The organism is Mesorhizobium sp. M6A.T.Ce.TU.016.01.1.1 (assembly GCF_003997065.1).
GTDB classification, from domain to species: domain Bacteria; phylum Pseudomonadota; class Alphaproteobacteria; order Rhizobiales; family Rhizobiaceae; genus Mesorhizobium; species Mesorhizobium mediterraneum.
Genome location: NZ_RZTJ01000014.1, coordinates 118,745 through 132,705 on the forward strand (window position 1 = coordinate 118,745; position 13,961 = coordinate 132,705).

Consider the following 13,961-nt stretch of genomic DNA (forward strand, 5'->3'; position numbering starts at 1 on the left):
CGAATACGTTGCCGGACGCCTGCCCGAAATCTGCGCGCACACCACCACGCCCTGAGACTGCGCGGGGCGCGGTGGCTGGCGAGGGAGTATTGAAGCCGATGCTCTACGTCGCCCCCTTGCCGGCCCACTTGATCGGATATCGCCATCGCGTTCGCCAGTCTCCAAGGCTGGATTAAAAAACGCTGCCGGTGGAGCTGCCAATCTCCCTCCTTGTTGGGGGAGATGTCCGGCAGGACAGAGAGGGGCGCCGTCCCGCAGCCTTCGCAACAAAAAATTCCGATTTTCGAACTGACCGAAAAGGAACCGGAATCGTGAGCCGGCTTGGCCGGGCGGTGCAATGCCGAAGCCCACTTTGCGCCAGAAGCGGACCTTGCCAGCGACGCCGGGAAGGTCAAGTCACGGCCCCCAAAGAGGCGCTGGCGAAGGAGCCATCCCTGCATTGGTCGACAAGGTGAGCGCTGTAGAAGGCGACGATCCGGGTGCGGGCGCGAAGCCTGCTACCCGGGCTTGTGACAAAGTCGATCGAGCACGTCGCGAAGCGCAGTCGCGGCTTCCTCTCGCTCCCCAGCAGACATCAACTCGGGTTCAGCTTCTAGTCTGAGATGCGGCAGCTCGGTTCGAACGGCGCTGCCGGCGGCGACCAGATTGGCCTTCAGATCGAGGACGCGATAGGTGGCGACGGGATAGGCGATGCCCCTGACCTGGACGTGTCCTAGTTCCACGCAGTCGATCGTGTCCTTCACCTGCGCAAACGTCTCATAGGAAATGAGCACGGCACCCGGTGGCGCCTCCTGCTCGAGGCGTGAGGCGAGATTCACGGCGCCGCCGATGATCGTGTAGTCCATCCGGTCTTCGCTGCCAAAGTTGCCGACGGTGCAGTAGTCGGTATGGATGCCGATGCGGCAGCGCAGCGGCGTTTCGATGCCGATGTCACGCCAGATTTCGGCAAGGTCGGTCATCCGCTTCTGCATGGCGAGGGCCATCTCGACGCAGGCGAGCGCGTCCTCCTTGACACCGCGAGTCTCCGGATCGCCGAAAAACATCAAGATCGCGTCACCGACATACTTATCGATCGTCGCGCCGTGATCCGAAGCAATTTTCGACATTTCCGTCAGATAGTGGTTGAGGAGCTGGGTGAGGTCCTCCGACTCCATCTTGTCGGTGGTCTCGGTAAAGCCGGCGATATCCGAGAAGCATATTGTCAGCTTCTTCCGCTGGCTGGCGATCCTGACATCCTGACGGCCGGTGAATATCGAGTTGTACACTTGCGGCGCCAGATACTTGGCCAGCTTGGCTGAGAGCGCCTCGAGCGCTGCGGATTTCTCGGCGAGGTTCTCCTCGCGTTTTTTCAGCTCCGTGATGTCCGAGTAGACTGCGACCGTGCCGCCGCCCGTGATGCGCCGCTCGCCTATCATGATCCATCGTCCATCGGCGCGCCGCTGCACCCAGGGCTCGCCAGGGTTGCGGTGCCGGGAGAGCCGCTCGGCGACCCATTCCTCGAACCGCCCCTCGGCATCCTTGATGTAGCCGCGCTCGGCGGATCGGCGGATGATCTGCTCGAACGTCGTGCCGGGCGCCAGTTCGATCGCAAGGTCGCTGTAGAGCAGCTCGCGATAGCGGCTGTTGCTGAGGACAAGCCGGTCCTCCCCGTCGTAGAGAGCGAACCCTTCGGAGATGCTCTCGATGGCATCGACGAGCCGCTGGCGCGCCTCGGCGACCTCGCGCAGGTTCTTTTCCTCGATCTCGACCGCGGTGTCCCGGAACAGCCTGAGCGCGTCGGCCATACGCCCGATTTCGTCGCGGCCGGCGGCAGGCAGCGGCGCACGAAGATTGCCGCCGGCGATCGCGAGCATGCCCTGGCTCACGCTTCCCAGACGGGCAAGGAGGCTGCGGTCGACATAGAGCCAGACAATCAGAACCGAGCTCAGGAGGCTGAGAAAGGCGGAGCCGAGGACAACTCCGGTGCCGTAGCGCTGGACGAGCGCGGCCTCGAGACCGGACGCTGTGATCTCGCTGTCTGCCGCTGAGACAAGGCGATCGACGGCAGCGGTGAGACTGCGCGACAGCCTGCTATTCTCGGCCAGAAGCTTTTCGCCATCGGCCAGGACAGCAAACTCGTCCTCCCGCGCCTTCGGGATGCTGTTCTCACCATCGACAAGCGCCTTCAACTCGTCCACCCGCTGCCGGAAGCGGACCCGCAGCCTCTCGTCGATCTCGGTAGAAATCGTGTCGAGAACGGCGAGCGACCGGCGCAGCGGGAACAGGATCAACGTCAGATCGCCCGGTGTCGGCGCGTCTGCCGTCTTGACCAGCGCGTCATTGACAGCCGAGATCTCCTGATGCGCCTTCTGCTGCGGGAGGTAGGCCGCAATCGCCTGGACCACGTCGGCCGCCGTCGCCGCGCCTGGATCCGCGGCGCGCGACGTGTCGGCCGTGACCGCCTGCCATTGCGGGAGCTTGGAGTTCAGAACAAGGATGCCGGGCGCCACAAGACGCTGACCTGCATTTGTGGTGGCGGACAAGCGGCGCAACAGGTCCTCCTTGCGCGCGACCACGCTGAGGCGGGCGGCGACAAGATCGTCGAGAGCGTCGAGATTGCGCCTGAGACCAAGCACTGCCGCCTCGATCTCGGCCACGGCCGCGACGTCGAACGCCGCACCTTTGAGCGCAGCAAGCAGCTCCTCGAGGCGCGTCATCTCTGCCCCGATCGCAGCCGAGACCTCGTTGTGCCGAGCCTCGCTGGTCGAGGTAAGTATGGCGGGCGCAGTGGCGGCGACCCGCTCGGCCTGGCGCGACAGCTGGAGGGACGCCAGCGCCGACGGCACCCGATCCCTGGTGATGCTGTCGACGACCTCTCCCACCTGGAGGAAGGCGTAAAGAGCGGCCGCCGTGGCGAACACCGCGAAGGTGCTGATACCGAAAAAGGCCAGCAACAGGCGGCCACGTATGCCGAGGCGTTCAACCATCACAGCGACGCATTGATCTGAACGATCGCGCTAACTTGCCCTGCATCAGATGCCTCGACCAGCGCGCCGGCGATTGGCGGATTCTTATTCTGCCGGCACGTACGCTCCACTCCGCCAGACGTACCAAACCAAGCTCTGGGTCGTAAGATCGCCCTTGTCGTCAAAGTCGATACGGCCCACACAGTCTCGAATTGATTGTTCCGCAGCGACGCAACCACGGCCTGGGGCTCCAGCGAGCCTGCCTTCTCGACCGCCCGCGCCCATACCTGGACGGCGCCATAGCTCAGCAGGGTATAGCCTTCGGGCTCGAAGTTCTCGGAGCGGAACTGCTCGACGACTAGCGCCGCTTCTGGATTTCGACGCGGGTCGGGGACAAAGGTGAAGAGCGTGCCCTCGGCCGCGGGGCCGGCGATGAGGCCGAACTCCTCGGTCGACATGGCATCGCCCGAGACGAGTTGAAGTGCGTATCCGCGATCATGTGCCGCACGGAGCATGAGGGCGGCTGCGTCATAACGGCCGCCGAGGTACAACACCGCAATATCTGTTGCCTCGAGAGCAGCGATTTCAGACGAATAGTCGGTCTTCCCGGGGTCGTAGGCTTCATAGATCGCTTCGGTCACGCCCCGCTGGTTCAACTGCTTTCTTGTCTCATCGGCAAGACCCTTCCCATAGGTCGTACGGTCGTGAAGTATTGCGATCTTCTTGTCGGCCCAATGATCGGCCAGGTAGTTGCCGGCCACGGTACCCTGCGCGTCGTCGCGGCCAATGACTCGAAACACATTGGCACGGCCCTGCTCGGTCAGCATCGGGTTGGTGGACGACGGCGAAATCTGCAAGATTCCCGCAGCCTCATAGACCTTCGATGCCGGGATCGACGACTCGGAGCACATGTGCCCGACGACGAACACGACGCCGTCAGCCACCAGCTTTTGGGCGGCCGCCATAGCTTGCTCGGGATCGCAGAAGTCGTCGACTGTGATGAGCCGCACCTGCTGCCCGAGTACGCCGCCCGCTTCATTGACTTCGGCCACGGCCATTTCGGCACCGCGCTCCATCTGCCCGCCGACCCAGGCGAGCTGCCCCGTGACCGGGCCCGCCGCCCCGATCAGGACCTCGGCCCCCGCGGGGAGGCTGAACGCGGCTGCAAGCGCGACGATAGCTACGGTGATGATGCGGTGGATGGATGCACCCCCAAACCGCCGCTTACGCCAATCCGGTCGGCGCGACAGCCCTTTCCGCAGGCGCAGCGTCCTTGGGAGCCGCGATCCCGCCAGCGGCAGACGCAAGACGCAGCCGCGTATACGGAGGCGCTCAAACATCGCGCCGATGCTTGATCCGAACGATCGTGCTAACCCGGTCTGCATCATTTGTTTCAGCGTGCGCCGGACCCTTACTCGACCGGCACGTACTCTCCACTCCGCCAGACGTACCATACCCAGCTTTGGGTCGTGAGATCGCCCTTGTCGTCAAAGTCGATACGGCCCAACACCGTGTCGAATTGATTGTTGTGCAGCGACGCAATCACGGCCTTCGGCTCCAGCGAGCCTGCCTTCTCGACCGCCTGCGCCCAGGTCTGGGCGGCGCCGTAGCTGTGCAGCGTCCAGGAATCGGGTTCGAAGTTCTCGGCGCGGAACCGCTCAACGACATCAGCCGCTTCCGGATTTCGACGCGGGTCGGGGACAAAGGTGAAGAGCGTGCCCTCGGCGGCAGGGCCGGCAATGAGCGCAAACGCCTCGGTCGCCGTATCGTCACCCGAGATCACCTGAACCGGGTAGCCCCGGTCGCGCGCCGCGCGGACCATGAGCGCGGCCTCGGTATGGTACCCGCCCACATAGAGCACCGCGATATCCGCCGCCTGCAGCGCGACGATCTCAGCGGAGTAGTCGTCTTTCCCGGGAACGTAGGCCTGGTAGATCGCTTCGGTCACGCCCCGCCTGTTCAATTGCTTCCGGGTCTCGTCGGCGAGGCCTTTCCCGTAGGTCGTGTTGTCGTGGAGGATCGCGATCTTCCTGTCGCCCCATTGATCAGCCAGGAAGTCGCCGGCCTCGAGGCCCTGCGCATCGTCGCGACTACAGACGCGGAAGACGGTGGCGCGGCCGTGCTCGGTCAGCATCGGGTTGGTCGAGGATGGCGATATCTGCACAACGCGCGCCGCCTCGTAGACCTTCGAGGCCGGGATCGAGGCTCCGGAGCAGTAGTGCCCGACCACAAATACCACGCCGTCGGCGACCAGCTTCTGGGCTGCCGCTACCGCCTGCTCGGGATCGCAGAAGTCGTCGACCGTGATGAGCCGCAACTGCTGGCCGAGCACCCCACCCGTCGCATTGATGTCGGCCACGGCCGCCTCGGCGCCGCGTTTCAATTGTGTGCCGGTCCACTCGAGCTTTCCCGTCATCGGGCCGGCGACACCGATCAACACCTCCGCCCCCGCAGGGCAGATGAACAACGCCGCGAGCGCGGCGACAGCAATGGTGACCGCGTGGTGCATGACTGCACCCCCAAACTTTAGCTTACGCTAATCCAGCCGGCGCCGACAGTCCTTTCCGCAAGCGCGGATACCTCGGCTGGTTCTGCGGCGCATCCGGCTCTTTTCTGAACGAGCGGCCAGGGACCAGGATCGCCATGTGGCCTTGTGCGGTACCTGATGACTGGTTGAAGCGCTGGATTGCTGAGCTCTCAACAAAATCGGTGACTGAGCGGTAGTTCCGGCCTCTCGCGACGAGCCGAATTGCCCCGTTTGCAGACCTTCCGGTCTGACCTATGGAGGTCGCCAACGGGTCACAAGCAGAACAGCAGCCCCCTACGGCTCGTCCCTCTCATCGCGCAAATTAGACACAACGCGGCGGTTCTGCGACCTGCAGGCGGTGTCGGGGCAGTCGCGGACGAGCCTGTCCTTACCGTAGCCCTTGGCCCACATACGGTTGCGGTCTATGCCGCCGGCGGCGAGGTAGTCCATCACCGCATCGGCGCGCTGCTGCGACAGCGCCGTTTCACTTGCGCCGGGATCGTCGGCGAAACCCTGCAGCTTGAGCAGCCAGCGCGGATGCTTTGCTAACCAGGCGATCTGGGTGTCGAGGGTGGCCTTGGCGACAGAATCGAGCGCGGCCGAACCTTGCGTGAAATAGGTGCGGCGGCCGACATTGAGGATAAAATCCTCCTCGCTGCCCGGCTGCACGTTCTGGAAGCCGGCAACCTCGGTGTTGGTGATGTCGGGCGTGGAAGGGGCCAGCGTGTTGCTGGTCGAGCAGGATGCGGCCAGCACCAGCAGGCCGGCGGCGAGCAGCCGGCGCGTGTTTTCAATCATGCGGTTCATGAGGCGCCAATCATTCGACAGTGGTGGAAGCGGGCGCCTGATCGGCGATGTGCGGCAGGACCTGCACCGCGGTGCCGATCGGGCAGCGCTGGTAAAGGTCGATGATGTCTTCCGGGAACATGCGGATGCAGCCGCTGGAAGCGTCGGTGCCGATGCTCCATGGCTCCAGCGTGCCATGCAGGCGGTAGCCGGTGTCGGCGCCGTTGCGGTGCAGATAGAGCGCGCGCGGCCCGAGCGGATTGTTGGACGCGCCGCCTGCGACCATGTGCGGTAGGTCCGGCTTGCGCTTACGCATTTCGGGGGGTGGGACCCATTGCGGCCACAGCGCGCGGCGGTCGATCGTCGCGCGGCCGTACCATTTGAAGCCGTCCTTGCCGACGCCGACGCCGTAGCGGATGGCGGTCTTGTTTTCCATGATGACGTAGAGGAAATGGTGGCGGGTATCGACCACGACGGTGCCGACCGGCTCACTGCTGAAATACTTGACGATCTGGCGATGCCATCTCTTGTCGATCTTGGCGAAGTTGGTCTTGCGATAGACAAAATTGTTGTCGCTGGCGGTACCGGCGAAAAAGGATTTTGCCGCCGCGGCTTGAGCAATATTGCTGGTTGCACCCACCGCGACCAGCGCCAGGCCGCCGAGCACGACACCCCTGCGTGATAAAACCATCGGCAATATCCCCCCATGCCAAAAGCCTGGCGAACCATAGTTGAGAATTACTTCGCCTCAAAGTGGAAAATGCTGCGTTGCTTCAGTCTGCCGTGCCGGAAGCGGAACGTCCGCTTTCGGGATGATGGGGCTGGAAAGCCGACCTTTTCATCCAGGGTAGTGCCGACCGCATTGCGCCAGAAGCAGCGGGATGGGTCGGACGCGCGTCAGTGGCCCTGCGGCAGGAGAGCTGGGGCGTCGCGCGAGCCATAGTCTCAAGAGGCGTGATCTGTGGTATCATAGGCCGGTAAGACCGGAGGCGCCGGTCCTGCCTGCCTCTGGCCTGCGGCTTGCGAGTCGTGAATCTTTACTGAGGCTCAACATGGAGCGGAAGCTCGCTGCCATCCTTGCCATCGATGTTGTCGGGTACTCGGCGCTCATGGAGGCGGATGAAGCGGGCACCTTCGACCGGCTGAAACGTGGCCGCAAAGAGCTGTTCGAGCCGGAAATCGCGACGCGACACGGGCGAATCTTCAAGCTGATGGGAGACGGCCTGCTGGCGGAGTTCGGCAGCGTGGTGGATGCGGTCGAATGCGCGGTCACGCTTCAGCGCGGCATGGCGGAGCGTAACGCGAGCGTCGCCGAAGACCAGCGCTTCGAAGTCCGGATCGGAATCAACCTTGGAGAAGTGATCGTCGAAGGGGACGATCGCTATGGCGAGGGCGTGAACGTGGCGTCGCGTCTCCAACAACTCGCCGAGCCCGGTGGCATCTGCGTTTCGGAGAAGGTGTCCAAGGAGGTCAGGCAGAAGCTGGCGTTTGCGTTCGAGCCCATGGGCGAGCAGCGGGTGAAGAATATAGCCGAGCCGATATACTGCTATCGCGTGAACCTGCACGTTCCGAGAGCCGCTCCGGTCGGCCGACTGGCATCGCTCGAATTGCCCGACAAGCCCTCGATCGCGGTCTTGCCTTTCACCAACATGAGCAACGATCCGGAGCAGGAAACCTTTGTCGACGGCTTGACCGAAGACCTGATCACCGACCTGTCTCGCTCAGCCGGCCTCTTCGTCATCGCGCGCAACTCAACCTTTGCTTACAAGGGGCGGTCGGTCGATGTGCGTTTGACCGCGCGTGATCTTGGGGTGCGCTATGTGGTTGAAGGCAGCGCCCGGCGCGCCGCGGCGCGCGTGCGCATCAATGCGCAGCTGATCGACGCGATCGGCGGCGATCATATCTGGGCCGAGCGCTACGACAGCAGCCTCGAGGACATCTTTGCAGTGCAGGACGAGGTCACGGCCAAGATCGTCGAAGCCCTTGTCGGCCGATTGGCCGGACAGCCGGCGCGTAAACGGCCGACGAGTCTCGAAGCCTATGATCTTTGCGTGCGAGCCCGCGGCGTCAGTTTTCAGACCGGGTTAGGCGCGCGGGAAGCGCGCATGCTCCTGGAAAAGGCGATCGGACTCGATCCCGACTATGCCGAGGCACATAGCTTGCTGGCCCTCAATCTTTGGCTCGGCTGGCTGTTCTGGAACGAGCCGAAGCAAACCAACCAGCCTCGCGCGCTGGCGGAAGCGCAGCGGGCTGTGGCGCTCGACCCTAACGATGCGGGAAACCGCTGGGGGCTGGGCATCATACTTGGTCACGAACGGCGCTTCCCGGAATCGGATGCCGAGTTCGAGGCGACCTTCAAGCTCGATCCCAATCATGCCGATGCCTGGGCGATGCGCTCGGATCTCATCACCTTAAGGGGCGACGCGGTCAAGGGCATCGAATTCGTGACGCGGGCGTTGCGGCTCAATCCGCACCCTCCCGGGTGGTACTATTGGATGGCGGGCCAAGCCTATTATGCGCTCGGCGACTATCAATCTGCGGTCGATGCCTTACGCAAGCCGGAAACCTACCGCACCACGTCGCGGCGCATCCTAGCGGCAGCCCTCGCGCAGCTCGGGCGCCTTGACGAAGCCCGTCAAGAGGCGGAATTCTTCCTGCTGAGCGATCCCTATTTCAGCATCAGGCACTGGGCAACATCGCAGCCATTCGACGACGAAGAAGTGCTCCAGCGCTTCGTCGAAGGTTACCGCAAGGCTGGCCTTCCCGACTAAGGAGCGCATCACTTTGGATCGCCGACTTGCTCTCGTCAGGACATACGCTCGTCTTTTGGCTGTGAGGGCAATGCCCGTGGGTTCCATCGATCAATGTCCGTTGATGGCGCGCGAGTACGACGTTGGTGATGGATCCTGCAATGTCCGCTTTCGAAAAGCCGGAAAAGCAGTTTTTGTGACCGACTTGGGGCGCAGAGCTGCCGTTCAGAATCTGAAATGTGAACATCGCCTTCGAGTCATGGCCTGCCGTTGGGCGGCCGCGAAGGAAAGAGTAGTGAAAGGTTCAGACGTTGTGATGAGGCGAGCGTCACACGGTCGCCGTTGAGTTCCGCCCTGCACTCTTATGCGACTTTTCGAGCACAGACCGAGAACATCTGGCCGTTTTTCGGGTCCACCCGACCCTGAAGTCGCGCCGCCGAGCGGCCCGCATACGCGGACCTTGCCGCCAACCTCGGCCTGTCGGGGTGGCATCACCGTTGCCGTCGCGTGGACAACGTCGACGAGGCGTTGCCGAGTTGAAACGTCGTATCGTGACAATTTTGCATGTGTTCCGGCGATCAGCAGCCGCATCGCGTTCTTCTCCGATCCTTGGGGCCATCTTCGAACGGATGCAGCCAACAATTGGTCAATCTCAAAAGGGTCCTTTCCGCCTATCACACGGAGGGTAGACGCCCACACAGTTCGGAGGCGCGAATAAATTTCGGCGTATGGACTTGTCTTTCCGGAACCAAGAAAAACTATCGTTTAAATCAATTGAAGCTGACATTGTTTTTCGATCGGTCAATTCCTTATTCTTGATCCTCGGATGGCTGTCGATCATGGCGCAGCCTTCCCCGGGAGGTCAGGATGAGGCATGATTTCGAGACGCACCGCCGTCAGGCGATGAGCATTTTCCGCGCCTGGGGCATGCCTGCGGAGAAGGCGGAGAAATCGGCGGACGTGCTGGCCTGGGCCGATCTCCATGGCCTCGAAAGCCACGGCATCGCGCTGTTGGTCGAATACAACGAACGACGGCAGACGCGGCCGATCAACTTTCAGTCGAAGCCCGCAATCGTGCAGGAGACGGCGGTCAGCGCCCTGCTCGACGGGGACGGCGGCCTCGGCCACGATCCCGCCATACGAGCGATGGAAACCGCGATCGCCAAGGCAAGGGCAGCCGGCGTCGGCGTGGTGTCGGTCCGCAATTCCGGTCATTTCGGCGCGCTGGGCTACTTCACCACCAAGGCCACCGATCACGATCTGATTGGCATCGCCGCCACCAGCGTATTCGGCATTCGGGTTCCGCCGACCGGCGGCGCGGCGGCGCGCTTCGGCACCGACCCGTGGTCCTTCGCCGCCCCCGCCGAGCCCGGCCGGCCCTTCGTGCTCGACATGGCCACGACGACGGTGGCGTCCGGCAAGGTCCGGAACAAGATCGTCGAAGGCCAACTCATGCCGTCGGGCTGGGGCATGGACGGGAAGGGCGTGCCGACGCTCGACCCGAAAGCGGTGATGGAGGGAGGCTTCCTGTCGCCGCTGGGCGGCGCGGCGGAGAGCGCCGGCTACAAGGGTTACGGGCTGGCTGCGATGGTCAATATCCTCGCCTCGTGCCTGTCCGGCTCCACACTGATCACCGATCCCAACCATTCGAAACAGCCATGGGGCCTCGATGTCGGTCACTTCTTCATGGCCATCAACCCCGCCTTGTTCCGTCCGATTGCAGACTTCCGCGCCGACGTTGCCCGCTTCTGCGACGATCTGCGCGCAACACCCCCCGTGGACCCGCTAAAGCCTGTCCAGGTGGCGGGCGACCCGGAGCGCAAGGTCCGCGCCGAGCGCGAGAAGACCGGACTACCCATCGGGCCCGGCCTCCATCGACGCTTGTATCAAATTGCGCAGGAATCCGGCGCGGACTGGGTGCTTTCTCCCCTCGATTTTACTGTCGACAGTTTTCAGTTTACTGACGGCAAGGAAACGAGGGGCAAGGCATGACTTTTGCAGCAAGGCCGATCGAGCGAACCGCAAGTCTTGCCGTTCGCGTCTACGCCGAAATCGAACGAATGATCCTCGCGGGGGACATGCAGCCCGGCAGCAGAATCAAGGAGGCGGTGCTTGCCGAGCAGATGGCGGTAAGCCGTGCGCCGGTGCGCGAGGCGACGCGTGCGCTGGTCGAGGCGGGGCTTCTTGTGTTCGTCCCGGCGCGCGGTGTTTTCGTACGTGAAATGTCCCACCGCGAGATCGCCGAAAACTACGATGTGCGCTCATTGCTCACCGGATTGATGTGCGCTCAGGCCGCGGAACGGCGCACCGCCTCCGACGTGGCAAAGCTCAAGCGCCTGATCGCCGACATGGACATAGCGATCGCCGCCGGCAGGATCGCGCACTACTACGAGATCAATCTCGAGCTTCATCAACTGATCGGCCGCATAGCCGACCACTCCTGCGCGCATCGTGTCTACAACGACCTGATCCGGGAGACCCATTCCTTGCGGCGCTCTCTGTCATCGCCCGGCCAGACAAATCTGGAGCATCGCTCAATCGTCGAGGCGATCGAATCCGGTGACGCTGAGCTCGCTCGGCGCCGCGGGAGCGAGCACGTCCTTAACGGCAAGGCGCGTTGGGAAGCGTCCATCGAAACAACGGCGCCCGCCGCGGCCGCCATATGACCCATTTGTCCCAAGGAGATCTCACTTGAAAATTGCAAACATCACCGCCAGCCTGCATCGCCACGAGATCGATTTGCCTGGCATTGGCGAATCCATCGAATCTCGCATGTTCGTCTTTGTCGAGGTCGAGACCGACACGGGCCTCAAGGGGCTCGGCTGCACCGGCCAGTTCCTGCCCTGGTCGACCATGCCCTGCATCGAGGATCATATTTTTCCGTTGATCAAGGGCATGGATGTCTTCCACACCGAGGCTATCCACTCCAAAGTATGGAAGCAGCTCAACAACCGCGCCTATACCGGTGTCATTTCCAACGCTCTCTCGGCGATCGACATCGCGCTGTGGGACCTCCAGGGCAAGATTGTCGGCAAGTCGGTCTCGGAGCTTCTGGGCGGCTATTCCCGCGAGGCCTACACCTATGCGACGTTTGGCTACCCGTTCTTCGACGAGCAGCAGATCGCCGACTACGCCAAGAAGTTTCTGGCCGACGGGCACACCATGCTGAAGATGGTCGTCGGCGGCGAGCCGACGCGTACCTGGAAGGACGACGTGCGTCGCGTCTATGCCGCACGCGAGGCAATCGGCCCCGACGTCGACCTCATGATCGACGCCAACTGCTACTTCAACCCGCATGACGCCTTCATGCTGGCGAAGGCCGTGGAAGACGCGAACCTGAAATGGTTCGAGGAACCGATCCAGCAGAACGACGCGCGTGCGCTTGCCGACCTGCGCAGCCGCGTCAAGATTCCAATCGCCGCCGGCCAGATGGAAGGCAACCGCTGGCGCTTCCGCGAACTCGTCGTCCACCACGCGGTGGACGTGCTGCAGCCGAACGTCCTCTACAATGGCGGCTACACCGAGGCGCTCAAAGTGGCGCACCTCGCCCAGGCCTTCAATCTGCCGATGGCCAATGGCGGCGGCTGGCCGATTTTCAACATGCACATTCTGGCGGGCGTGATGAATGGCGGCCCGGTCGAATTCCACTACGGCATGTGGATGACCGGAAAACATTTCTTCAACGGCACGCCCGACCCCGTGAACGGCAAGATGACAATCCCGGACGCGCCGGGCCTTGGCTTCACGCCGAATTACGAAGCGCTGAAGGATGCCCGAGTCAGGGATCCCAAAGGCAGCCAGTTCACCGGTCGTGATGCGCACGGCTACCTGCTGCGTGAAACCATCGAAAAGAAGAACGCCTGACAATCGCAGCCCCGGGACCGCCAAAAATGGTTCGACCGGTTCCGGTGCTGTTCCAAGTTCTAACTGGGAGGAAATGACTATGACCTACGGACTCTCGAACTTCGTCAACCACGGTCGCGCCGTCGGCCTCGGATTGCTCACAGCTGCGGCCATCGCGGTCAGCGCCGCTGCAGCGGAGTATCCGGACAAGGACATCAAAATGATAATCCCGTTCGGCGCCGGCGGCGGCAGCGATACGCTCGCCCGCACCATCGCCGGCGTGATCGAGGAGATGAAGCTGATCCCTGTGAAGATCCTGCCTGAGAACCGTACAGGCGGCTCGGGCGCGGTCGGCTACAGTGTAGTCGCCAAGGAAAAGGGTGATCCCTATCATCTGGCGACCGTCAGCGTCAGCTTTTTCACAACGCCACTCCTGGGTGGCTCGCCGGTGAGCTACAAGGACTTCACTCCACTCGCTGCGATCGCGCAGTCGCCATACATCATGGTTGTTCCTACCTCTAGCGAATACCAGAAGCTTGACGACCTGAAGAAGACGCCGCGCTTCACCACCGGTACGACGGGCGTCGTCTCCGACGCGGCACTGCTGGCCAAGATGACGTCCAACGCGCTCGGCATCCAGATTGACTCCGTGCCGTTCGACGGTGAGGGCGAGGTGATGGCGGCGCTGCTTGGCGGACATGTAAACGTCGGCTTTCTCAACCCATCCGAAGCGATGGCGCAGATGAAGGCCGGCAAGCTGCGGCCACTTGCGATCACGTCGGCCGAGCGCTCGCTGGCCTTCCCCGACATCCCGACCTTCAAGGAACTCGGCTATGGCGAGATTTTGCACACCCAGCTTCGCGGACTGGTCATGCCCGCGGACGTTCCACCGGAAGTCGTGACCTACTGGGAGGGCGTACTGCAAAAGGTTGCGACCAGCGAGCAGTGGAAGAAGCAGTATATCGACCGCTTCCATGACATCCCGGACTATGTCGACGCGAAAGGCTTCAAGGAAGTGCTCGAGCGCACCAACGCGCGCTACGAGACGATGATGAAGGAACTCGGCATCATCAAATAGTGACGTTGCTCGGAGCCACCCGAAATGGTGGC

General features: G+C 62.8%; 9 protein-coding genes and 1 pseudogene. 5 read left to right on the top strand and 5 right to left on the bottom strand.

Annotation, left to right across the window (positions count from 1 at the left end; all coding sequences use genetic code 11):
* Nucleotides 1-497 precede the first annotated feature (497 nt).
* From EOC94_RS23165 to EOC94_RS23185, 5 genes and pseudogenes are all read right to left on the bottom strand, one after another.
* On the bottom strand, nucleotides 498-2,966 hold the full coding sequence (locus EOC94_RS23165; protein ID WP_127293710.1) for an adenylate/guanylate cyclase domain-containing protein: 2,469 nt from the start codon (nucleotides 2,964-2,966) through the stop codon (nucleotides 498-500).
* Between the two features lie 84 nt (nucleotides 2,967-3,050).
* A pseudogene (locus EOC94_RS23170) lies at nucleotides 3,051-4,138 on the bottom strand (branched-chain amino acid ABC transporter substrate-binding protein).
* Between the two features lie 218 nt (nucleotides 4,139-4,356).
* Nucleotides 4,357-5,454 carry a branched-chain amino acid ABC transporter substrate-binding protein gene (locus tag EOC94_RS23175; RefSeq protein ID WP_095482817.1) on the bottom strand — a complete coding sequence of 366 codons (1,098 nt, stop codon included), beginning with the start codon at nucleotides 5,452-5,454 and terminating at the stop codon, nucleotides 4,357-4,359.
* Nucleotides 5,455-5,766: 312 nt separating this feature from the next.
* The gene (locus EOC94_RS23180) at nucleotides 5,767-6,279 is read right to left on the bottom strand and encodes an OmpA family protein (protein WP_027155108.1); all 513 of its coding nucleotides are present in this window, start codon (nucleotides 6,277-6,279) and stop codon (nucleotides 5,767-5,769) included.
* A 10-nt stretch (nucleotides 6,280-6,289) separates the two neighbouring features.
* Complete coding sequence (locus EOC94_RS23185; protein WP_077380658.1) at nucleotides 6,290-6,949, bottom strand: L,D-transpeptidase; 660 nt, start codon at nucleotides 6,947-6,949, stop codon at nucleotides 6,290-6,292.
* 361 nt (nucleotides 6,950-7,310) lie between these two features.
* On the opposite strand from EOC94_RS23185, the gene EOC94_RS23190 reads away from it, so the two are divergent.
* From EOC94_RS23190 to EOC94_RS23210, 5 genes are all read left to right on the top strand, one after another.
* Nucleotides 7,311-9,029 (top strand): adenylate/guanylate cyclase domain-containing protein, encoded by a 1,719-nt coding sequence (locus tag EOC94_RS23190; protein ID WP_095482820.1) that lies wholly within the window; start codon nucleotides 7,311-7,313, stop codon nucleotides 9,027-9,029.
* An 846-nt stretch (nucleotides 9,030-9,875) separates the two neighbouring features.
* Complete coding sequence (locus tag EOC94_RS23195) at nucleotides 9,876-11,000, top strand: Ldh family oxidoreductase (protein ID WP_127293712.1); 1,125 nt, start codon at nucleotides 9,876-9,878, stop codon at nucleotides 10,998-11,000.
* The gene (locus tag EOC94_RS23200; RefSeq protein WP_127293714.1) at nucleotides 10,997-11,674 is read left to right on the top strand and encodes a GntR family transcriptional regulator; all 678 of its coding nucleotides are present in this window, start codon (nucleotides 10,997-10,999) and stop codon (nucleotides 11,672-11,674) included. The genes EOC94_RS23195 and EOC94_RS23200 overlap by 4 nt, the downstream gene beginning before the upstream one ends.
* A gap of 25 nt (nucleotides 11,675-11,699) precedes the next feature.
* Nucleotides 11,700-12,872, top strand: a complete 1,173-nt coding sequence (locus tag EOC94_RS23205) for a mandelate racemase/muconate lactonizing enzyme family protein (RefSeq protein WP_126105645.1) — start codon at nucleotides 11,700-11,702, stop codon at nucleotides 12,870-12,872.
* A 79-nt stretch (nucleotides 12,873-12,951) separates the two neighbouring features.
* Entirely contained in the window at nucleotides 12,952-13,929 is a 978-nt protein-coding gene (locus tag EOC94_RS23210; protein WP_127293716.1) for a tripartite tricarboxylate transporter substrate binding protein, read from the top strand.
* Nucleotides 13,930-13,961 lie beyond the last annotated feature (32 nt).

Coding starts and splice junctions, on each gene's coding strand:
- EOC94_RS23190 (WP_095482820.1), top strand. CDS start 7,311: ATGGAGCGGAAGCTCGCTGCCATCCTTGCCATCGATGTTGTCGGGTAC.
- EOC94_RS23175 (WP_095482817.1), bottom strand. CDS start 5,454: ATGCACCACGCGGTCACCATTGCTGTCGCCGCGCTCGCGGCGTTGTTC.
- EOC94_RS23165 (WP_127293710.1), bottom strand. CDS start 2,966: ATGGTTGAACGCCTCGGCATACGTGGCCGCCTGTTGCTGGCCTTTTTC.
- EOC94_RS23195 (WP_127293712.1), top strand. CDS start 9,876: ATGAGGCATGATTTCGAGACGCACCGCCGTCAGGCGATGAGCATTTTC.
- EOC94_RS23200 (WP_127293714.1), top strand. CDS start 10,997: ATGACTTTTGCAGCAAGGCCGATCGAGCGAACCGCAAGTCTTGCCGTT.
- EOC94_RS23210 (WP_127293716.1), top strand. CDS start 12,952: ATGACCTACGGACTCTCGAACTTCGTCAACCACGGTCGCGCCGTCGGC.
- EOC94_RS23185 (WP_077380658.1), bottom strand. CDS start 6,949: ATGGTTTTATCACGCAGGGGTGTCGTGCTCGGCGGCCTGGCGCTGGTC.
- EOC94_RS23180 (WP_027155108.1), bottom strand. CDS start 6,279: ATGAACCGCATGATTGAAAACACGCGCCGGCTGCTCGCCGCCGGCCTG.